This window comes from Flavobacterium sp. H122, from assembly GCF_004959765.1.
Classification (GTDB): Bacteria; Bacteroidota; Bacteroidia; order Flavobacteriales; family Flavobacteriaceae; genus Flavobacterium.
In genome coordinates, this window is sequence record NZ_SJZD01000001.1 from 522,178 (window position 1) to 543,184 (window position 21,007).

Annotated in this window: 22 protein-coding genes; 20 read left to right on the plus strand and 2 right to left on the minus strand. The window is 33.5% G+C overall.

Annotated elements, in window-relative coordinates; genetic code table 11:
- Positions 1-24 precede the first annotated feature (24 nt).
- The 20 genes from EZM65_RS02555 (at position 25) to creD (ending at position 18,946) form a co-directional block, all read left to right on the plus strand.
- On the plus strand, positions 25-600 hold the full coding sequence (locus tag EZM65_RS02555) for an aminodeoxychorismate/anthranilate synthase component II (protein WP_136666948.1): 576 nt from the start codon (positions 25-27) through the stop codon (positions 598-600).
- Positions 601-690: 90 nt separating this feature from the next.
- Entirely contained in the window at positions 691-1,686 is a 996-nt protein-coding gene (gene trpD / locus EZM65_RS02560) for an anthranilate phosphoribosyltransferase (RefSeq protein ID WP_136666949.1), read from the plus strand.
- Between the two features lie 80 nt (positions 1,687-1,766).
- Positions 1,767-2,552 (plus strand): indole-3-glycerol phosphate synthase TrpC, encoded by a 786-nt coding sequence (gene trpC / locus EZM65_RS02565; RefSeq protein ID WP_136666950.1) that lies wholly within the window; start codon positions 1,767-1,769, stop codon positions 2,550-2,552.
- A gap of 31 nt (positions 2,553-2,583) precedes the next feature.
- Positions 2,584-3,183, plus strand: a complete 600-nt coding sequence (locus tag EZM65_RS02570; RefSeq protein WP_169051617.1) for a phosphoribosylanthranilate isomerase — start codon at positions 2,584-2,586, stop codon at positions 3,181-3,183.
- Positions 3,167-4,348 (plus strand): tryptophan synthase subunit beta, encoded by a 1,182-nt coding sequence (gene trpB / locus EZM65_RS02575; protein WP_136666952.1) that lies wholly within the window; start codon positions 3,167-3,169, stop codon positions 4,346-4,348. The genes EZM65_RS02570 and trpB overlap by 17 nt, the downstream gene beginning before the upstream one ends.
- A 73-nt stretch (positions 4,349-4,421) precedes the next feature.
- A complete protein-coding gene (gene trpA, locus EZM65_RS02580; protein WP_136666953.1) occupies positions 4,422-5,183 on the plus strand; it encodes a tryptophan synthase subunit alpha in 762 nt (253 codons plus the stop codon).
- A 163-nt stretch (positions 5,184-5,346) separates the two neighbouring features.
- On the plus strand, positions 5,347-6,210 hold the full coding sequence (locus tag EZM65_RS02585; protein WP_136666954.1) for a hypothetical protein: 864 nt from the start codon (positions 5,347-5,349) through the stop codon (positions 6,208-6,210).
- Between the two features lie 283 nt (positions 6,211-6,493).
- Positions 6,494-7,120, plus strand: a complete 627-nt coding sequence (locus EZM65_RS02590) for a TetR/AcrR family transcriptional regulator (protein WP_136666955.1) — start codon at positions 6,494-6,496, stop codon at positions 7,118-7,120.
- Complete coding sequence (locus tag EZM65_RS02595; RefSeq protein WP_136666956.1) at positions 7,107-8,438, plus strand: TolC family protein; 1,332 nt, start codon at positions 7,107-7,109, stop codon at positions 8,436-8,438. Before EZM65_RS02590 ends, EZM65_RS02595 begins: the two co-directional genes overlap by 14 nt.
- 10 nt (positions 8,439-8,448) lie before the next feature.
- Complete coding sequence (locus EZM65_RS02600) at positions 8,449-9,534, plus strand: HlyD family secretion protein (protein ID WP_136666957.1); 1,086 nt, start codon at positions 8,449-8,451, stop codon at positions 9,532-9,534.
- Positions 9,535-9,542: 8 nt separating this feature from the next.
- Complete coding sequence (locus tag EZM65_RS02605; protein WP_136666958.1) at positions 9,543-11,123, plus strand: DHA2 family efflux MFS transporter permease subunit; 1,581 nt, start codon at positions 9,543-9,545, stop codon at positions 11,121-11,123.
- Positions 11,124-11,225: 102 nt separating this feature from the next.
- On the plus strand, positions 11,226-12,044 hold the full coding sequence (gene kdsA, locus EZM65_RS02610) for a 3-deoxy-8-phosphooctulonate synthase (RefSeq protein WP_136666959.1): 819 nt from the start codon (positions 11,226-11,228) through the stop codon (positions 12,042-12,044).
- A 231-nt stretch (positions 12,045-12,275) separates the two neighbouring features.
- Positions 12,276-13,616 carry a hypothetical protein gene (locus tag EZM65_RS02615; protein WP_136666960.1) on the plus strand — a complete coding sequence of 447 codons (1,341 nt, stop codon included), beginning with the start codon at positions 12,276-12,278 and terminating at the stop codon, positions 13,614-13,616.
- A 153-nt stretch (positions 13,617-13,769) separates the two neighbouring features.
- Entirely contained in the window at positions 13,770-15,104 is a 1,335-nt protein-coding gene (locus tag EZM65_RS02620) for a hypothetical protein (RefSeq protein ID WP_136666961.1), read from the plus strand.
- A gap of 90 nt (positions 15,105-15,194) precedes the next feature.
- Positions 15,195-15,479 carry a hypothetical protein gene (locus EZM65_RS02625; protein ID WP_136666962.1) on the plus strand — a complete coding sequence of 95 codons (285 nt, stop codon included), beginning with the start codon at positions 15,195-15,197 and terminating at the stop codon, positions 15,477-15,479.
- A 38-nt stretch (positions 15,480-15,517) separates the two neighbouring features.
- Positions 15,518-16,141: a hypothetical protein gene (locus EZM65_RS02630; protein ID WP_136666963.1), complete on the plus strand. Its 624-nt coding sequence runs from the start codon at positions 15,518-15,520 to the stop codon at positions 16,139-16,141.
- Positions 16,138-16,806, plus strand: coding sequence for a YiiX family permuted papain-like enzyme (locus EZM65_RS02635; RefSeq protein ID WP_136666964.1), 669 nt, complete (start codon positions 16,138-16,140; stop codon positions 16,804-16,806). The genes EZM65_RS02630 and EZM65_RS02635 overlap by 4 nt, the downstream gene beginning before the upstream one ends.
- Positions 16,803-17,099: a transcriptional regulator gene (locus EZM65_RS02640; protein WP_136666965.1), complete on the plus strand. Its 297-nt coding sequence runs from the start codon at positions 16,803-16,805 to the stop codon at positions 17,097-17,099. The genes EZM65_RS02635 and EZM65_RS02640 overlap by 4 nt, the downstream gene beginning before the upstream one ends.
- A 48-nt stretch (positions 17,100-17,147) precedes the next feature.
- The gene (locus EZM65_RS02645; protein WP_136666966.1) at positions 17,148-17,600 is read left to right on the plus strand and encodes a hypothetical protein; all 453 of its coding nucleotides are present in this window, start codon (positions 17,148-17,150) and stop codon (positions 17,598-17,600) included.
- A 2-nt stretch (positions 17,601-17,602) separates the two neighbouring features.
- Positions 17,603-18,946, plus strand: coding sequence for a cell envelope integrity protein CreD (gene creD, locus EZM65_RS02650; RefSeq protein WP_136666967.1), 1,344 nt, complete (start codon positions 17,603-17,605; stop codon positions 18,944-18,946).
- Between the two features lie 188 nt (positions 18,947-19,134).
- Here creD and EZM65_RS02655 read toward each other — a convergent pair whose 3' ends face one another.
- The gene (locus EZM65_RS02655; protein ID WP_136666968.1) at positions 19,135-20,505 is read right to left on the minus strand and encodes a M28 family peptidase; all 1,371 of its coding nucleotides are present in this window, start codon (positions 20,503-20,505) and stop codon (positions 19,135-19,137) included.
- A 281-nt stretch (positions 20,506-20,786) separates the two neighbouring features.
- The gene (locus EZM65_RS15430) at positions 20,787-20,951 is read right to left on the minus strand and encodes a hypothetical protein (protein WP_169051618.1); all 165 of its coding nucleotides are present in this window, start codon (positions 20,949-20,951) and stop codon (positions 20,787-20,789) included.
- Positions 20,952-21,007 lie beyond the last annotated feature (56 nt).

Genomic DNA, 21,007 nt, shown 5'->3' on the forward strand with positions numbered 1-21,007 from the left:
CCTGAAACCCTAAACAACATTAACATGAAAATATTAGTCATAGATAACTACGATAGCTTCACTTACAATTTGGTTCATTATTTGGAAGATTTGGATTGTGAGGTTACAGTTTTAAGAAACGACGAATTTGAATTAAACGAAGTCGGTTCTTTTGACAAAATCCTGCTTTCACCTGGACCAGGTATTCCTGAAGAAGCTGGTTTATTAAAAGAAGTAATTAAAACTTATGCACCAACTAAAAGTATCTTGGGTGTTTGTCTGGGACAACAAGCAATTGGAGAAGTTTTTGGCGGGCAATTGACAAATCTTGAGAAAGTGTATCATGGAGTAGCTACTGAAGTAACCCTAACATCTGAAGATGAGGCACTATTTAAAAATTTACCAAAAAAATTTGAAGTAGGCCGCTACCATTCTTGGGTGGTTGCAACAGAAAATTTTCCTTCAGATTTAGAAATTACTTCAGTTGATGAAAACGGACAAATAATGTCTTTAAAACATAAAAGTTACGACGTAAGAGGTGTGCAATACCATCCTGAAAGCGTTTTAACCCCTTACGGAAAAGAAATTCTAAAAAACTGGGTAAGTTGGCGTAAGCCTTAAAAGCACATTTAATACAAACACATTGACAATCAACAACTATCACACAAAAAAGAATGTGTGACAGCCTAACTTATATCTAATTTAAAAAATATGAAAACAATATTAAACCGACTATATCAACAAGAAACACTTTCCCAACAGGAAGCAAAGAGTATCTTGGTAAACATTTCAAATGGCACTTACAATCCTAGTCAGATAGCATCATTTCTAACCGTTTTTATGATGCGCCCCATTACAATAGAAGAGTTAGCTGGATTTCGTGAAGCTTTATTGGAATTGTGTATTCCAATAGATTTTTCAGCTTATGACACTATCGATTTATGTGGCACCGGAGGTGATGGAAAAGATACTTTCAATATTTCAACTTTGGCCTCTTTTATAACGGCTGGTGCAGATATAAAAGTAACAAAACATGGTAACTACGGCGTTTCATCCATATCGGGATCAAGTAACGTAATGGAAGCTTTAGGGATTAAATTCAGTAACAGCAAAGGTTTCTTAGAAAAATGTCTGGAAGAAGCAAATATTACAATTCTTCATGCTCCGCTTTTTCACCCAGCAATGAAAAATGTGGCTCCTATAAGAAAAGAGTTAGGAGTTAAGACTTTCTTCAACATGCTGGGACCTATGGTGAATCCTAGTTTTCCCAAACATCAAATGGTAGGGGTTTTTAGTTTGGAATTGGCAAGAATGTATGCCTATCTGTATCAAAACACCTCAACCAATTTTACTATTTTACATGGGTTGGATGGTTATGATGAAGTTTCATTGACCAATGACACCAAGGTTATCTCAAGGCAAAAAGAACAAATCATAAAACCCGAAGATTTTCAGGTCCAAAGACTTTCAGCAGTTGACATTGCCGGAGGCACTACAGTAGAAGCTTCTGCGCAACTATTTTATGAAATTCTTTCAGGTAAAGGAACACAAGCGCAAAACAATGTAGTGTGTGCCAATGCAGCTTTAGCAATTGCAACAGTAAAAAATTGTTCAATCACTGAAGGCTTTGAACTGGCAAAAGAGAGTCTTTCAAGCGGTAAAGCATTGGAAAAACTGAAAAAATTACAATTATTGAGTAAAAAGTAAAGAGTAAAAAGTGATTAGTCTATGACTATAATATAAAGCTAATCACAAAATACTGTTCATTAATCACTAATCACTAAAAAATGACAATACTAGATAAAATAATAATAGATAAAAAAAAGGAAGTCGAACTTAAAAAAAGATTGATTCCGGTAAATCAATTAGAAAGCTATAGTTTATTTGGTTCAAGAACCAATTCTATGAGCAAAAACTTAAGAAATAACATTATAGGAATCATTGCCGAACACAAGCGCCGTTCACCTTCGAAACCAAACATCAATCAAAATCTTTCGGTAGATGATGTTGCAACGGGGTATCAAAATGCTGGTGCTTCAGGCATTTCAATTTTGACAGACTCAAAATATTTTGGTGGCTCACTGGATGATTTGCTTTTAGCCAAGGCTTCAACTAACATTCCTCTTTTACGAAAAGAATTCATTGTTGATGAATATCAGCTTATCGAAGCAAAGGCACATGGGGCAGATGCCATTTTGTTAATTGCTTCGGTATTGACCAGAGACGAAATCAAGCAATTCTCTGAATTAGCACAATCATTGGCTCTGGAAGTTTTGCTGGAAGTACACAATCAGGAAGAACTCGAAAAATCGATTATGCCAAGTCTGGATATGATTGGCGTAAATAACAGAAACCTTAAAACGTTTGAAGTAAGCTTAGAATTCAGCAAAAATCTGGCTTCAAAGATTCCGGATGAATTTGTAAAAGTATCAGAAAGCGGTATCAGTTCAATCGAAGCTATAAAAGAATTGCAACCTTATGGCTATCAAGGCTTTTTAATTGGAGAAAACTTTATGAAGACTGATAATCCCGGACTAGCTCTTAAAAATTTTATAAACCAATATAGTTTGTGAATTAATGGCTGTAAAAATCAAAATATGCGGCATGAAATATCCTGAAAACATTCAGGAAGCGGCACAATTGCAACCAGATTATCTGGGACTCATTTTCTATGAAAAATCACCACGCTATTTTAACGGAATAGTGCCCGAAATATCAAAATCAATACAAAAAGTAGGCGTTTTTGTCAATGCTCCATTAAATGAAATTTTAGAAAAAATAAAACTGTATGACTTACAAGTTATACAATTACACGGGAATGAATCACCGGATTTTTGTGATTTGTTAAAACATATCAATGTAGAAATCATTAAAGCGTTTCAAGTTGATGATACTTTTGATTTTGAAACAATACAACAATATGAAAACGTATGTGATTATTTCTTGTTTGACACAAAAGGAAAACATTTTGGAGGAAACGGAACGACTTTCAATTGGCAATTACTGGAAAATTATCCATCCCAAAAACCTTATTTTTTAAGCGGCGGCATAGGAATTGGAGAAGTTTCCCAATTCAAAGATTTTCAAACAACAGTTATTGGTAAATTATGTATCGCCATAGATGTAAACAGTAAATTTGAAATACAACCAGGATTAAAAAACACACAACAATTAAAAGAATTTAAAAATGAATTATCACGTTAACCAACAAGGATTTTATGGCGAATTTGGAGGTGCTTTCATCCCTGAAATGCTATATCCTAATGTAGAAGAATTACGCCAGCAATATCTTGACATTATAAAAACCGAAAGCTTTCAGGAAGATTATTTAAAATTATTAAAAGATTATGTGGGACGCCCTACTCCACTCTATTTTGCCAAAAATTTATCCAAACAATACAAAACTAAAATCTATTTAAAAAGGGAAGATTTATGCCACACTGGCGCCCATAAAATCAACAATACTATTGGTCAGATTTTGTTGGCAAAACGTTTAGGCAAAAATAGAATCATTGCCGAAACCGGTGCAGGTCAACACGGTGTTGCCACAGCAACTGTATGTGCCTTAATGGGATTGCAATGCATCGTATATATGGGGGAAATTGACATTCAGCGTCAGGCTCCAAATGTAGCCCGAATGAAAATGCTGGGTGCTGAAGTTCGTCCGGCCACATCTGGCTCAAAAACTTTGAAAGACGCTACCAACGAAGCCATTCGTGACTGGATTAACAATCCGATTGACACTTTCTATATCATTGGTTCTGTAGTGGGACCTCATCCTTATCCTGATATGGTTGCACGATTTCAAAGCATTATATCAGAAGAAATAAAAAAACAATTAGTAGAGAAAGAAGGAACTGAAAATCCGGATTATGTTATTGCCTGCGTTGGAGGTGGAAGTAATGCCGCAGGAGCCTTCTATCATTTTTTGGAAGATCCAAATGTTAATTTAATCGCTGTCGAAGCTGCCGGTAAAGGAATTGATTCAGGTGAAAGTGCAGCCACATCCGTATTAGGTAAAACAGGAATCATTCATGGGAGCAAAACATTGTTAATGCAGACAGAAGACGGACAAATTACAGAGCCCTACTCTATTTCGGCAGGATTGGACTATCCAGGTGTAGGTCCTCTGCATGCACATTTATTTCAATCAGGTCGTGCAGTATTCATGTCGGCAACTGATGATGAAGCCATGCTGGCCGGTTTAAATTTATGCAAACAGGAAGGCATCATTCCGGCAATTGAAAGCTCACATGCCTTGGCAGTTTTAAATCAAAAACAATTCAAGTCTGACGATATTGTAGTAATTAATTTATCAGGACGGGGAGATAAAGATTTGAATACGTATATCAATTATTTTAATCTGTAATAGTGACTTCGAGAGCCTCAGTCACCCTGTAGCCTGAGGTTCCCGAAGGCTACAAAAAATAAAAAAACTAATAATGAACAGAATCAACATAAAACTACAAGAAGATAAAAAGCTCTTATCTATATATTTCACGGCAGGTTTTCCCAGTCTGAATGATACAGTGTCCATCATCGAAAACTTAGAAAAAAACGGTGTGGACATGATTGAAATTGGTTTGCCTTTTAGTGATCCATTAGCCGATGGCCCTACTATTCAGGAAAGTTCGACAATAGCTTTAAAAAACGGCATGACCACAACATTGCTTTTCGAACAATTAAAAAACATCCGTCAAACAGTTCAAATTCCGTTATTGATTATGGGGTATTTGAACCCAATACTGCAGTTTGGAATCGAAAATTTTTGCCGGAAATGTGCAGAAGTAGGTATCGACGGACTTATTATTCCTGATTTGCCTTTAGAGATTTACCAACAGGAATATCAGGCAATTTTTGAAAAATACAATTTGAAAAACATCTTTTTAATCACGCCTCAAACCTCTGAAGAGAGAATCCTTCAAATCGATTCAATTTCAGACAGTTTTATTTACATGGTAAGTACAGCAAGTGTTACAGGAAGCCAGAGTGGTTTTGGGGACCAACAAATGGTGTATTTTGAACGTATTGCCTACATGAATCTTAAAAACCCTCAGGTGATTGGTTTTGGCATTTCCAATTCAGAAACCTTCCAGCAAGCCGCCACACACCAACAAGGTGCAATTATAGGCAGTGCTTTTATTAAAAATCTGACTACTAAAGGGGTTACCTCTATTGGTGATTTTGTAAAAACGATACGCTAAAATAAAGCCTGAAAATATGTTTTCAGGCTTTTTTATACCTGACAGGTTTCAAAAACCAGTCAGGTATAACTACAGAAAATACTAAATTTGAAAACTAAAACTTCATGGATAAAATTTTATATTTACTTTGACGTTTAATTAAACAACTCCAAATCGTAACACCATGAAAGTATTTTGCTATTCACTTTTATTATTCACAAGTATAGCTTTTTCACAAATAAAAAAACAGCAACACAAAGATTTTAGAAGTCCGAAAGAAATTGAGCAGGAAAAAGTGATAACAGAAATGAAAAAACATTTCAAAAACGATTATCTCTTTACCCAAAATAACTTTTATAAGGTAGATGCAAATTTAACCGTAAATAATACTCCTTTTTACCTTTTTAATGGTATAAGCAAACTTAAAGAAATAAGCCCTATTGAATGCGAAAGCAAATACCAGATCAATAAAGAAATAATCGAAGCCTACATCAAATCTGAAAATGCTGTTTTCAAAAAAGAAAGAGCACCACGGGAAATGATTCCGTTTTATCTGGTTGCTGTTTTTTCTAAACTGGAAAATATTTATGAAAACTATCATTTCTTTTCTGCCAAAGATTTCAATTACAACTTAACGGATACAAATCCCGGTGACGATTTTTACCAGCTTACTTTTCAGTCCAAAAATCCCAAACTTCCTGTAAGAGGTAAAATTATTCTGGATAAGAAAACGTATTCCCCTAAATCACTGACTTACAACATTACTGAAGATTATATTTTTGAAATGAGTTCTGAAAATTTCAATTACAAAAAAAGTACACGTTATTTAGCCAAAGTAATTAAGGAGTCTGTTAAAATAGAATTTCAAAACTCAGGAAATCAGTTTATGGTTGCAAAATATGAATCGGAATACAACTTTAAAAACAGCCAAAATAATTCACAGGAAATCAGCAACGGCGATGAAGGTCATTCTAAAATAGCTTTTGAACTTTATCCTAATGAACCTAAAATTTGTAATGAAAATTTCAATCTGAATACTTTAGAGTAAAATGCTTTTACAATAAATATAATTCTTAATTCCTTAATGGTGAAAATGATTCCGCTTTACTCTGGAATAGTAAGACAACTATTTTACATAAAGCGAACTAATAAATAAGACCAGACAATTACAACTTTTAAAAGAGCTTTTTGAATAAGCTCTTTTTTTTTGTTCAAAAAATCACTTCAAAAAAATACTACAAAAATAGTTAATAAAATGTTAAAAATAATTTAAACAAACGTTTAATTTAAACAGCTGTTTAAATTTGTACCTTATTTAAGTTAAGACAATTATGAGTCAGTTTAACGACAAACAAATAGCCATCCTTCAAGTAGCAGAAAAACTGTTTGCAGAAAATGGTTTTGACGGCACTTCGATAAGAGATATCTCTAAGGCAGCGCAGATTAATGTAGCAATGGTATCCTATTACTTCGGCTCTAAAGAAAGATTATTGGAAGACTTGATTATTTACAGATCTGCCAATTTAAAACTGCAAATGGAAAGCATTTCCAATCAGGAAACGGATCCTTTAGTTAAAATCGAAAAACTGGTAGAGTTGTATTTGGTTCTGATACATAAAAACAAATGTATTTACCAGATTATGAATGCCGAATCCTCAAACCCTAAAAGGGAAATAGATACAAATCTTTACAACGAAAGCAAAAAAAACAACTTCAGAATGTTGAATAAAATAATAACTGAAGGTCAGGAAAAAAACATCTTTAAAAAGAATATCAATATCAATCTGATCCCTCCTACCATTATAGGGACCTATTTACATTTTTATAACAGCAAATCTTTCTTTAAAGATTTACTGGGATTAACAAATGATGTACAATTTGACAATTACATCCATAATGAACTCACTCAACATATCAAACAAATCATTAAATCATTAATTATCAATGAAAATAAATAATTTATTATTTGGACTATTGCTATTGAGTTTTGGGAGCGCTTTCGCACAGGAACGCACAAACCTTGACTTAAAAGATGCCTTGGACTTATTACTAAAAAACAGTAATGAAGTTATACTTGCCAATACAAAAGCCGAGACAAAAAAATACGAATGGCAGCAAACCAAAGACCATCAATTACCTGATGTGAAATTAAGCGGACAGTATTTCAGACTGACTGATGCTGATGTGGATTTTAAATTAAACAGCGGGCAATCAAGCGGAGGCAGCGGTGCTCCTGCCCCACAGGTAAATCAATTAATGATTGGTCAGGCAAATGCAAGTTTACCCATATTTGCCGGCGGTAAAATACGCAACAGCATTCAGGCTTCTGAAAATTTATACAAAGCCGAATTAGCAAAATCAAGCAACACAAAAGAAGAAACTGCTCTAAAAGTCATCGAGTATTATGCACAGCTTTACAAATCTTTAAAAACTGTTGAACTGATTCAGGACAATTTAAAAAGTGCTGAGCAACGTGTAAAAGACTTTACAAATCTTGAGCAAAACGGAATTATTGCGCGCAACGATTTATTAAAAGCACAGTTGCAGCTGGCCAAAGTGCAGCTTTCTCTTGAAGAGGCAAATAAAAATGTAAACGTGGTAAATTATGCATTGGTAACACTTTTAAAATTACCCGAAGGCTATAAAATTGGAATTGATGAACACCAGTTTGATGGAAATGCACCCTTGACTGCTATTGCAACAAGCGAACAGGCATTGCAGAACCGTAAGGATTTGGAAGCAATCCATTTTTATCAAAAAGCGAATGAAAACAACATCAAGATTGCACGCAGCGGTTATTTCCCGTCGATAGCTTTATCTGCCGGATATGTTGCTTTAAGTCTTCAAAATGTAGTTGATGTAACAAATGCTATCAATTTTGGTGGTGGGATTTCATACAATTTGAGTTCGCTTTTTAAAACCCCAAAAGAAATTAAAGTTGCTAAAAGCAAATCTGAAGAAATGAAACAAACAGAAGCGATGCTAAGCGAAGGAATCAAAATTCAGACACAGCAGGCCTTTGAAAATTTTGCATTGACACAAAAGCAAAACAAAGTTTATCAGCAGGCTATAGAACAAGCAACTGAAAATTACAGAATTGTAAAAGACAAACACGATAACGGATTAGCAACTACAAACGACTTGCTTGATGCCGATGTTGAACAGTTAAACGCTCAAATTAATTTTGCCAATTCAAGAGCAAACGTGCTTTTAAAATACTATGAAATGCTCTCGGCATCAGGATTACTAACCTCTTCTTTCAACTTAACAAAATAATTTCTGCTTTATGGAAAAAGAAAAAAAACAAATGAATAAAAAATTCACCATCATATTAGCTGCATTAGTAATTGGCGGGGGAATTTACGGAGTAAGCAAATATTTGCACGCTCAGGCACACGAAGAAACAGACGATGCTCAGGTTGAAAAGAAAATGAATCCTATCATTCCAAGAGTATCAGGTTATGTGACCAAAGTATTTGTAAAAGACAACGACTTTGTAAAAAAAGGAGATACACTATTTGTAATAGACAATAGAGATTATTTAGTTAAAGTGGAAGAAGCTAAAGCGACTGTTGCTTCTGCAGAAAGTACATATGAAGTATCAAAAGCAGACGCAGGAAGTGCTCAAGCCAGTGTAGCCGTTTCTGATGCTAACGAAGCTTCTGCAATAGGAACAATTGAATCCGCTAAAATTAGATTAGACCGTGCGACTAGTGATTATGAGCGTTATAATAATTTATATAAAAATCACTCCATCACAAAACAACAATATGAACAAGCTCTTGCTGCTAAATTAGAAGCTGAAAATCAAGTTCGCATTTTAACTAACCAAAAAAAAGCAAGTTCGTACCAAAAGAATGTTGTGTCTTCAAAAGCGGTGGTTTCTGGAAAACAAACACAAGTAGCTGCTGCTAATATTAATAGAGCACAAGCTGCATTAGATGCTGCTAAATTGAATTTAGACTATACGGTTGTAACTGCAGCCATTGACGGTCAAGTTTCTAAAATTAACGTACAACCTGGACAATTAGTAAATCAAGGTCAATCGTTATTTTACATTGTAAACAATACCGAAACTTGGGTAATTGCTAACTTCAAAGAAACGCAATTAGGAAAAATGAAAATAGGTCAGGAAGTAACTATCAAAATAGACGCATTTGGTGGCGAAAAATTCAAAGGAAAATTAGCATCATTTTCTCCGGCAACAGGATCACAATTTTCTATTTTACCTCCAGACAATGCTACTGGTAATTTCGTAAAAACAGTACAACGTGTTCCTGTTAAGATTGAATTTACCGCTGCTAACGATAAAGATAAACTGAAGCTTTTACGTTCAGGAATGAATGCAGAAGTAGATGTTCACGTAAAATAATATACTTCATGGAAAACAATCCAGATAACTTAGTAGAATACGGTTTCAGGAGAGCTATTGTAACCATAGTTGCCATTTTATGTTCGCTTCTTGAAATTGTAGATACTACTATCGTAAATGTAGCCCTTAACGACATGAAAGGAAGTCTAGGTGCTACCTTAAGCGATGTTTCTTGGGTAATTACGGCCTATGCTATCGCCAATGTAATCATCATACCAATGACAAGCTGGTTGTCACAGCAATTTGGGCGTAGAAATTATTTTACAGCGTCCATCATCATATTTACGGTAACCTCATTTTTATGCGGTAACTCAACCAATATCTGGGAATTGGTAATCTTTAGATTTATCCAAGGTCTGGGAGGAGGTGCGTTACTGGTAACAGCTCAAACCATTATTACCGAAAGTTACCCTGTTGAAAAAAGAGGTATGGCTCAGGCTATTTATGGTATGGGAGTAATCATGGGACCTACATTAGGACCTCCTTTAGGAGGTTATATCGTAGATCATTTCTCATGGCCGTTTATATTTTACATCAATATTCCTTTAGGTATTATAGCAACCATACTTACATTGATGTATGTAAAAAGCCCTAAATACAGCGAAAAACTTAAAGCTAATCAAGTCGATTGGCTGGGTATAGTATATCTGACAATGTTTGTCGGATCGCTCCAATATGTTTTGGAACACGGTCAGCAGGATGATTGGTTTAATAATAATACAATCATAACCCTAAGCATCATATCATTCTTTGGGCTGTTATTCTTTATAAAAAGGGAATTGAGTTACAAATACCCTATAGTAAATTTAAGAGTGTTAAAAGACACCAATTTAAGGGTGGGTGTATTATTGTCCTTCATATTAGGCTTTGGACTTTATGCTTCCACATTTTTAATACCTATTTACACCCAATCTATTTTAAGATGGCCCGCTACTGCCGCCGGAATGCTGTTAATACCAAGTTCTGTAATGACAGCCTTTATGATGCCGCTGGTAGGTAAAATGCTTCAAAAAGGCGTTTCACAAAAGTATTTGATTGTTATAGGCTTTCTGGTATTCTTTTTCTTTACTTTTTGGATGTACAAAATTATGACTCCGGATACCGGTGAAGAACATTTCTGGTGGCCGTTGATCATGCGTGGTATTGGATTAGGGTTATTATTCGTTCCTATTACAAGTTTGTCATTATCTAATCTAAAAGGAAAAGAGATTGGCGATGGTGCCGCTTTTACAGGTATGCTTCGTCAATTAGGAGGTTCCTTCGGTATTGCAATTGTAACAACCTTTATCTCAAGATTCGGACAGGAACACAGAGCCCAATTAGTGGCCCACCTGGACAAAACCAGTTTTCAGGTACAAAACCAGATCAATATGATGCAAAAAGGTTTCATGGCTAAAGGTTTTTCATTTAATGAAGCATTAAACAAAGCCCATCAGGTTTTAGATTTTCAGGTAATGAAACAAGCCAATGTATTAGCATTTATGGATATATTCTTATATCTGGGAATATTATTCTTGATTTGTATTCCATTGGTTATGGTATTAAAAACAGGGAAATCAACCATTAATCCAGCCGATGCAATGCACTAATTTTAATCAGATACTATTTTTTTAGCTGAAAGATTAAAAATTCTAAATTCTGAAATCTGAAATCTAAAATCTAAAAAGTATCTTTGCATAAATTTATAAAAAATGAACTTACACAACATACCAAATATCAAGCACTTAGACAGTGGAAACTTTTTTGTTCTTGCAGGACCTTGTGCCATTGAAGGAGAAGAAATGGCTATGAAAATTGCAGAACGTCTTGTACAAATCACAAACGATTTAAAGATTCCTTATGTTTTTAAAGGTTCCTTCAAAAAAGCAAATCGCTCAAGAGTGGACAGCTTCACTGGAATAGGTGATGAAAAAGCTTTAAAAATCCTTCAAAAAGTAAGTCAGGAATTCAACATACCAACAGTTACCGACATTCATACAAATGAAGATGCGGCTATGGCAGCTCAATACGTTGATGTCCTGCAAATCCCAGCATTTTTAGTTCGTCAAACGGACTTGGTAGTTGCCGCTGCTCAAACCGGTAAAACTGTGAATCTGAAAAAAGGTCAGTTCATGAGTCCTGAAAGTATGAAGCACGCCGTTCAAAAAGTATTGGATTCCAACAATGAAAATGTAATGGTAACAGACAGAGGTACAATGTTTGGCTACCAGGACATGATTGTTGATTTCCGCGGGATTCCTACCATGCGCGAAATGGCTACTACTGTGCTTGATGTAACCCATTCGTTACAGCAGCCTAATCAGCTGGCAGGTGTTACAGGCGGCCGTCCTGACATGATTGAAACAATAGCTAAAGCCGGTATCGCTGTTGGTGTTGACGGAATTTTTATTGAAACTCATTTTGATCCTGCTAATGCAAAAAGCGACGGAGCGAACATGCTTCATTTAGATTATTTTGAAGGCTTAATGAAAAAATTAGTAGCAATCCGTCAAACCATAAATCAATTTTAATTTCCCATATATAAAAATTCTTTTTTTTAAACTGTTTTTTGGTTTCTGCATAAAATCAGTACAGTTGGAGGATTTTTAAAATTTAACATCCAAAGCCCTGAAATTTCAGGGCTTTTCTATTTTATTTTTCAAACATCGATTAAGCACCAAAATATCCGATAATAAACAAGAACCAGATTCATTATTTGTAAGAAAAAATTTATTTTTGTATTGCACACAAATAATGTAATTATGAGATTGATATTTTTTACAATTTTAAGTTTACTACTGACTTTTTCAGTTTCAGCTCAAAACAGACTGGTTAAAAAAGTTAAATCAGTACCTAAAGAGACTTCCGCTAACGAAGCAGCTGCAGAGCCGGCAAATAGCGAAAATGGAGAGCTAACCGTTGATACAATTCACATTCCTAAAGGGAAACCAACTTTATTACTTGTACAAGTAACAGGAATAAACACTGCTGCTTATAAAGACACACGTGAAATACAAGAGCTCAATACAAATTTTGACAAAAGTAAAACTGATATAATTTACATAAAAAGACATTCTTTTATCATATTTGAAAACAATCAGACTCTAGATGTTTCAAAGCATGAAGACAGTTATGCTTCAAAAGTCTTTTGGAGCGGTAAACAGAAGGAACAATTACAGACCGAAGAAGGTTTAGAAAACTCAACAGAATTTTTTGCTAAACAATTAAAAGTAAAAAAAGAATCTTCTTATATAATTGATGCAAAAAAACACAAAAAAGAATTGGCAGCATTAACCAAAAAAAACATCATCACTGATAAATCAAAAGAAGTGATGAATGCACTTTTGAAACTTTATGCATTATCTATCAAGGCTGAACTTAGAGAATTATCGATGTTCAATGAAGACTTGAAAAAACTTAAAGAAATAAAAGTTTATTATTCAGAGAAAAAAATAAAAAAGCTGCTTACACTGCATATTATTTTCAACGAAGAAGGGCAGCCAGTTAACTTGAAATCGTATAAATCAAGCGGAAAAACTGAAGCTGATGTAAACTTTATTTATGAAAACGGGATGCTTTCCAAAATAAATGACGGAAGACAAATACACTCTGTTTCGTATAATAACGATAAAATGATTGTTTCAAAGAAATTGGATGACGGTGAAGAAATAAAAATTTACACGCTTGAAAACAATATCCTGCTCGAAAAAGGATACAGTTTAACAAATGATGACAATTTGGCTTATCACAATACTGTTATAGAAGAAAAACTTGAAAATGACTGCATCATAAAAACGTACAATGGTCAGATATTAAAAAAAGAATGCATTGCTAAGAAACCAAACCAGCCTTTTTTAATGGATTACATTTCATATCAGGGGGAAGATATTTTAGAAAAATATAAAGTAAAGGTTATTAAAAAGAATGAAACGGTTTACGAAAGATATAAGGCCGATTATGAAGAAACTGAAAATGAATCAAAAGACAACTTTAAATTAACTGCGACGTATCAATTGGACAATAAAAAGCAAATAAGTGTTATTAAATTATTAGAAAACAATTCGGAAAAAACTTTAAAAATAGATTACATCTACAGCAAATAAACGTATTTGGATTTTACTCAAAAAGATGAAGAAAGCCCTGAAATTTCAGGGCTTTTTTTATGATACAGGACATCATTTTGAAAAAGCCCAAATAAATAAATGTAAGAAAAAAACTATATTTGTATTTGTAACACAAATATATCAAATACAATTATGAAACTTTTATGCAGCATTTTTTTCGCCTTACTCATTTCTTTTTCAGGTGAAGCACAAAAAAAACAAAACAAAAAAACAAATTCAACTTATAAGAAAAAAACGGAGGCTGTAGGAGTAGAAGTCGGCCCTTCAGGACATCTCACAGCAGAGATTGACACACTTCATATCGCAGCCGGCAAACCTACGGTATTATTAGTTGATGTAAGTGAATACAATGTACACAGGGAAAAAGATAATACTGAGGAGCAGGAACTCTTGAATAATTTTGACAAAAACAAACTGCAGGTTAAAACCATTACAAAACACACTTTTGTAATTTTTGAAAACAATCAGACTTTAGACATGAGCGATCCAAAAAACTCATACCAGGCAAAATCATATTGGAGCGGTAAGGTCAAAGACGAAATTCAAGTGGAAGAAGGCACTCCTATGGCTACTGAATTTGTTGCAAAGCAGATGAAAGTAAAAAAAGAATCCTCTTACATCGTAAATGCTAGAAAATATAAAAAAGAATTGGCCAGTCTTAAAAAAAGCAATCCTACTGAAAAATCAAAAATCGTAATGAATGCTTTTCTAAAGCGGTATTCCACTCCTTTAATGGAAGAGGAAGATATTGCATTTGGACAGAATATCGATAAAATAAAAACAATCAATGTCTATGTTTCAGAAAAAAAAATAACTAAAGCTCTTGTAAAAACCATAGAATTTAACGAACTGGGCCAGCCTGTTACAGTCATAGATAAAAATGTAAATGGAAAAAAAGAAAGCGAGAGAAAATTTATCTATGAAAATGGATTGCTGACAAAAATAATAGAAGGAGATATTAGTAAAACGTTTACCTACAACGATGATAAAATGATTTCAGTAAATAAAAGTGAAGATGGTGAAATCACTGATTCGTATTGGGTAGAAAATGGAGTATTATTTGGTAAAACTTACATTGTTTATAATGATGACAACTATGCTTATCAAAATTCAGTCTCTGAAACAAAATTTCAGGACAATTGCATCGTAAGAACATCTAATGGAAAAATAATAAAAAAAGAATGTTACACAAAAAAAGATGAATTCCCTTTCATTTATACAAACACTTCTTTTCAAGATAATGATATAATGCAGATTTATAAATCAAAAATCACAAAGAAAACCGAAACCTTATACGAAAGTTATTATTCAAGCTCTGATGATCCAAAGCAATATAAAGATAATTTCAAATTAATGGGAACGTTTCAATTGAATGAAAAAAAACAAGTCGTTGCATTTAATTCTTCAAAAATTTTAAAAGGCAAACCTGAAAGAACAGCCAAAATAGAATACACTTATTATCAATAATTTATTTTCTTAAAAAAATTAAAATTTATTTGGTCACCAGATAAATTTTAATTTACTTTGTTTTTCAAAGTTCTTTTAAAAATAAAAACTATGTTAAACAAAAATCAATTTTTCGTCCTGGCAGGAACCTGCTTCCTGCTTTTAATTCCTTTAATAGGAATGCAGTTTACCAATGAAGTAAACTGGAGTGTCTTTGATTTCATCCTAATGGGAGCATTACTTTTGGGATTAGGCTTTACTTCTGAATTTATTTTCAGAAAAATTACCCACAAAACTTACAAATTAGGCTTAATAGTATTATTAGTAATTGTATTTTTGCTCATTTGGGTAGAATTGGCTGTTGGTTTATTCAACTCACCATTTGCAGGATCTTAAGATCTTAATAAAAAATCAAGAAATATAATCTGTTATAAATGGAACCAAACAATTATTTACAAGACATAAAAGACATTAAGCAAATGATGTCACAATCATCACGATTTATTTCATTGAGTGGTTTATCTGGCGTTTTAGCCGGTATTTACTGTCTTATTGGTGCTTTTCTTGCCTATCGGATAATTTACCCTAACACAATCTATTTTAAAGATTATAAATTGATTATAATTAATTCAAGCACTATTTACAATTTATTTTCAATTGCAGCTCTGGTAATTTTGCTTTCAATAGCAACCGTCATTTATTTAAGCACAAAAAAAGCAAACAAGATAAATGCTTCGGTTTGGAATTCGGCGTCCAAAAGATTAATTATAAACTTTATGATTCCATTGGCAACAGGAGGTTTCTTTATTCTTTTTTTAATTGAAAAAGAGATATTAAGCTTAACAGCGCCGTTAATGCTTATTTTTTATGGTTTGGCCTGTGTAAATGCAAGTAAATATACTCTTGGTGATATTCGGTATTTAGGAATCACAATGATCCTGCTTGGCTTATTGTCTACCTGGTTTATTGGCTATGGATTACTATTTTGGGCTTTAGGATTTGGAGTTTGTCATATTATTTATGGCGGAATCATGCACTTTAAATATGATAGTAAATGAAAAAGTATTTAATCATTATTATTGGTGCCTTCCTTGCTTTTTATCTGTTAGGCTATTTCAATGCAAAAAAAGTAGTAGATGATTTTTATTTTCATGAAAATAAAGTTTCTGAACAGGTAAAAGAAGGCGATATAATACTTCAGACTTCAGAATCGTATCAGTGCGAAGCTGTCAGATTAGCCACCAATTCAAAATTTTCTCATTGCGGTATAATTTTTAAAGACAATGATAAAACTTATGTTCTGGAAGCTGTTCAACCTGTAAAGATAACTCCTTTAGATGAATGGATTTCACATGGTAAGGAAAGCGATTATTTAATTAGAAGATGTAAAAACTCAGAAGAATTGCTTGATTCCAAAAAGATTGAGAGCATGAAGACTTATGGAAAAAACATGCTGAATAAAGATTATGATTTGTATTTTGAATGGTCTGATGAAAAAATATATTGCTCTGAATTAGTCTGGAAAATCTATAAAGAAGGTGCAGGTATTGAAATATGTCCGTTTAAAAAGCTGAAGGAATTCAATTTATCGAACCCTAAAGTAAAAAAGATTATGAAGGAAAGATATGGAAACAATGTGCCGCTTGAAGAAAATGTTATAGCTCCTTCTCAACTAGCAGAATCAAAACTTTTAGAAACAGTTATTGACACTTATAACAATTGAAAAATATCATTCAAAATATCAACAAAGCCTTTGATCACCGAATTCGTTTGGGTATCATGTCTGTATTAATGGTCAACGAAAGTGCCGACTTTAATACGTTCAAGGAATTATTGGGGGTAACTGACGGTAACTTAGCCAGCCATGCCAAAGCACTGGAAAGTGAAAATTATATCGTTGTCGAAAAACAATTCATTGGAAAAAAACCAAACACAAGTTACAAAGCTACAACCGAAGGTAAAAAAGCTTTTCAGGAGCATATTGATGCACTTGAAAAATTGCTATCAAATATGTAAAGCTATTTTTTTATTTATTAACTTTGAAATTCAAAGTTCTTTTAAATCATGAAAGACTATATAATCGAACTCATTTACAAAACGATAAAAAAGCCGTATCAATTACTATTTAAAAACAAAACAGCATGGAATTTAAACATAAGCGATTATATCAATTGTCCTGATGGCAGCATAGGAAAACATTTGGGACTTTTTTTGAAGAAAAACAATTATTCAATTCAACCGCAACTCGAAGAGCATGATGTATTTCACGTTATCACAAACAGTGGCACAACAGTCAAAGAAGAAATAAAAATGCAGTTTTATTTATTAGGAAACGGAAAAAGAAGCCCATTTGTATTTATAGTAATATCGGCTGGATTTTTTTATCCGCTCAATTACACAGAATTTATAGAATCTTATAAAAAAGGAACAAAAGCAAACAAATTTTATCATTTGGATTATTCAAAGTTACTCACGATAGACTTAAAAGATTTTCAAACAACATTTAATATCAAATAACAATGGAAACACAATTCAATCAATTAAAAAACAGTTTCTTCCAGTCTACAACGGTAAAAATGGCGGTTGTAGGGTTTTTAACCTTAATCCTTCTAATACCTTTAGAATTTGTAAAAAGTCTTATTACTGAACGTTCCATACGCAAAAAAGAAGTGGTAGAAGAGGTTTCAAATCTGTGGGGAAAAGACATTTATTTTTACGGTCCAATTTTAAAAATTCCATACAAATCCTACGAAGAATACAATATTGCAAATCCAAGAACCGGAGCCATAACAATTGAAAAGAAAGTCATTACAAAAAACGCATTCTTCTTCCCTGAAAATTTCAACAGTAAAACAAATGCCAGAAAAAACACCTCATTAAAACGTGGCATCTATAACAATGTGGTATTTACTGCCATTATGAATTTCAAAGGAAATTTTGGAAAACCAAATTTTGAAAAATTAGGCATAAAGGCGGAGGATTTATTATGGGATCAAGCCTCAATTGTAGTGAAAACAACCAACTTAAAAAGCATTAAAAGTGATTTGAATATTGCATTGAACAATCAAAAACTGAATTTTGAATCAAAATCTGAAGATGACAATTTCTACGGAACTTTAGAATCCGATAAGTTTAATTATAATAGTTTAAACAAGAACAATACAATTGCCTTCAACTTTACTATGGAATACAACGGAAGTAACAGCATCAGGTTTATTCCAATTGGTAAAAAAAGCACGATAAACATTGATTCTGACTGGGATTCACCAAGTTTTGAAGGAGCTTTTTCGGCTAATGACACTACAAAAATTATCGACAAAAAAGGTTTTCACGCCGACTGGAAAATTCTGGATATCAATAGAGCATTCTCCCAACAGCATTTGAATAAAATCCCTAACTTAAATGAATACTCTTTTGGTGTAAAACTTATTGAAACTGTTGATGAATACCAGCAAAACGAACGTGCTTCAAAATATGGTTTTTTAGTAATTGGCTTAACCTTTTTAGTCTTCTTTCTGATTCAATCTATCAGTAAAATCAATATACATGTATTTCAATATTCAATGATTGGATTGGCTTTGATTATGTTCTATACATTACTGATTTCAATCACTGAACATTCAAGTTTTACATTTGCATACATTGTGGCAGGAATAGCTGTAGTTATCATGATTAGTTTATATTCCAAGTCAATCCTCAATAATAAATTTTCGGGTTTTATAGCGATAGCGCTAACAGCTTTATATACTTTCATCTATGTAATCATCCAACTGGAAAGCTATGCCTTATTGGTTGGCAGTATAGGATTATTTGCCATATTAGGAGCGGTAATGTACTTCTCCCGAAAAATTGAATGGAAGTAGTTTAAGAAGAATATCATTCATAAAAGAAAAGGTGTCCAAAAAGTCGGCAAACCTGCCATTTCAATCAAAGGAAGAAATCACATAATATTGATGATGTGACTCCTCCTAACATCGGAGTGACAAACCAGACGTTGATTTTTTACTTTTAGGACACCCTCTTTTTTTATGGTAAGTCAGTGATTTTTATTCTAAATTCCATATTTATCAATCAGATAAATCAAAGAAGTCATGGTTGCCGCCCCCAATTCCAGTTCTCTTTTATTAACAGCATCAAACTTGTCATTAGCGGCATGATGGTAATCAAAATAACGCTGTGAATCCGGTCTCAAACCAGCCTTTACAATTCGTTTGGAAGTTAAATCCTGTATATCGGAACCGCTGTGGCCTTTTACAAAACTATGGATTAAATAAGGCTCAAAAAGTGATTTCCATTGAATAATTTTAGTGAAACTTGCCTCATCACCTTCCAAAGCAAATCCTCTCGGGGTAAATCCGCCCGAATCACTTTCCATTGCAAAAATGTGATTCTCGTTATTTTTTAAAGACAATTCCTGATATTTGTCGCCACCACGGCCTCCGTTTTCTTCATTCATAAACATAACCACGCGAATGGTATTCTTTGGCTTATAACCTATATTTTTAAAAATATTAGCCACTTCCATACTTTGCACGCAACCGGCACCATCATCGTGAGAACCGTCAGCCAAATCCCATGAATCAAGATGACCGCCAACTACCATAATGTTTTCAGGGGTTTCAGAACCTTTAATCTCGCCTATTACATTATATGACAACACATCTGCTTCCTGACGGCAGGATTGTTTGAAATAAAAAGTCAGATGCGGGTTTTCTTTCAACTGCTTACTTAAAAGTTCTGCTCCGTTTGTACTTATTGCGACCGAAGGAATACGCTGTTCCAAAGAAATATCACCATAATTAGTTCCTCCTGCATGAGGAAAATCATCCAGTCTAAAATTAAGCGAACGGACTATAACTCCCACTGCGCCGTATTTTGAAGCTTCTTTAGCCCCGGATCTGCGTTGGTCACCTGCATCACGGTAAGAATGAAATGCTTCGATATTTGCAGGATTCATCGGGCGGTTAAAAAAAACTATTTTTCCTTTTATTTTTTCTGCCCCCAGTTTTTCCAATTCTTTCAGTGTCTGCACTTCAATAACTTCTGCTGTAACACCGCTTTTTGAAGTTGCAATACTTCCTCCTAAAGCACAAATAGGCACTTTTATTTTCTTTCCCTGTACTTTAATAAAAGCTTCCTCTTTTTCTCCCCTGATCCACTTAGGCACCATTACTTCCTGCAGATACACCTTATCAAAATTTCCTGAGGCCTCCATTTGAGATTTTGTATACTGTACTGCTTTTTCAGCTCCCGAAGAACCTGACAAACGATGTCCGATTGTATTTGACAAATAATCCAATTGAGAGTAACACTTGGAATTGGTTAAAGCCTGATTATAAATTGCTTTTAACTGGTCTTCATCCGAATTTTGTGAAAAACCTAAAGCACTGACAAAAATGAATAATGGAAGAATTGATTTCATAGTTTAATTTAAAACACTAAAAATAAAACAAAATATTATGACAGAAAATATCTTTCATTTTTTTCACAAAATGTATTTTAAATTCATATCTAAAATACATTTTCAGCTCAAGTAGATTTGAATCAACAAACACAAAATAAAATGGAAGAAAGCCCGAAGGCAAAACCGGCTATTTAAACCTTCCTTTTTAACAACAAAAGAGGCTGTCTCAATAGGACAGCCTCTTTGTTTTAGTTATTCAGAAAAAATCCGTTTTTAAAAGAATTCTTTCAGAAATCAAATCATGGGCAGTATTGACCACTGCTTACCCATAAAGTACAAATTAAGTTGCCGTTAGCATCATAATCGTACTCGCAACATCTTCTGAATCCTGCTCCAACAATTGACTGCTGTTCAGATTTACTCAAGTTTTTTGCACCTGCTAAATTTGAAAGATTTTTAATCATAATTTTTTGGTTGTTAGGTTAATAAAAAAATTATGACGTAAATCTAAGAAACCTTA

Coding starts and splice junctions, on each gene's coding strand:
- EZM65_RS02555 (WP_136666948.1), top strand. CDS start 25: ATGAAAATATTAGTCATAGATAACTACGATAGCTTCACTTACAATTTG.
- trpD (WP_136666949.1), top strand. CDS start 691: ATGAAAACAATATTAAACCGACTATATCAACAAGAAACACTTTCCCAA.
- trpC (WP_136666950.1), top strand. CDS start 1,767: ATGACAATACTAGATAAAATAATAATAGATAAAAAAAAGGAAGTCGAA.
- EZM65_RS02570 (WP_169051617.1), top strand. CDS start 2,584: ATGAAATATCCTGAAAACATTCAGGAAGCGGCACAATTGCAACCAGAT.
- trpB (WP_136666952.1), top strand. CDS start 3,167: ATGAATTATCACGTTAACCAACAAGGATTTTATGGCGAATTTGGAGGT.
- trpA (WP_136666953.1), top strand. CDS start 4,422: ATGAACAGAATCAACATAAAACTACAAGAAGATAAAAAGCTCTTATCT.
- EZM65_RS02585 (WP_136666954.1), top strand. CDS start 5,347: ATGAAAGTATTTTGCTATTCACTTTTATTATTCACAAGTATAGCTTTT.
- EZM65_RS02590 (WP_136666955.1), top strand. CDS start 6,494: ATGAGTCAGTTTAACGACAAACAAATAGCCATCCTTCAAGTAGCAGAA.
- EZM65_RS02595 (WP_136666956.1), top strand. CDS start 7,107: ATGAAAATAAATAATTTATTATTTGGACTATTGCTATTGAGTTTTGGG.
- EZM65_RS02600 (WP_136666957.1), top strand. CDS start 8,449: ATGGAAAAAGAAAAAAAACAAATGAATAAAAAATTCACCATCATATTA.
- EZM65_RS02605 (WP_136666958.1), top strand. CDS start 9,543: ATGGAAAACAATCCAGATAACTTAGTAGAATACGGTTTCAGGAGAGCT.
- kdsA (WP_136666959.1), top strand. CDS start 11,226: ATGAACTTACACAACATACCAAATATCAAGCACTTAGACAGTGGAAAC.
- EZM65_RS02615 (WP_136666960.1), top strand. CDS start 12,276: ATGAGATTGATATTTTTTACAATTTTAAGTTTACTACTGACTTTTTCA.
- EZM65_RS02620 (WP_136666961.1), top strand. CDS start 13,770: ATGAAACTTTTATGCAGCATTTTTTTCGCCTTACTCATTTCTTTTTCA.
- EZM65_RS02625 (WP_136666962.1), top strand. CDS start 15,195: ATGTTAAACAAAAATCAATTTTTCGTCCTGGCAGGAACCTGCTTCCTG.
- EZM65_RS02630 (WP_136666963.1), top strand. CDS start 15,518: ATGGAACCAAACAATTATTTACAAGACATAAAAGACATTAAGCAAATG.
- EZM65_RS02635 (WP_136666964.1), top strand. CDS start 16,138: ATGAAAAAGTATTTAATCATTATTATTGGTGCCTTCCTTGCTTTTTAT.
- EZM65_RS02645 (WP_136666966.1), top strand. CDS start 17,148: ATGAAAGACTATATAATCGAACTCATTTACAAAACGATAAAAAAGCCG.
- creD (WP_136666967.1), top strand. CDS start 17,603: ATGGAAACACAATTCAATCAATTAAAAAACAGTTTCTTCCAGTCTACA.
- EZM65_RS02655 (WP_136666968.1), bottom strand. CDS start 20,505: ATGAAATCAATTCTTCCATTATTCATTTTTGTCAGTGCTTTAGGTTTT.
- EZM65_RS15430 (WP_169051618.1), bottom strand. CDS start 20,951: ATGATTAAAAATCTTTCAAATTTAGCAGGTGCAAAAAACTTGAGTAAA.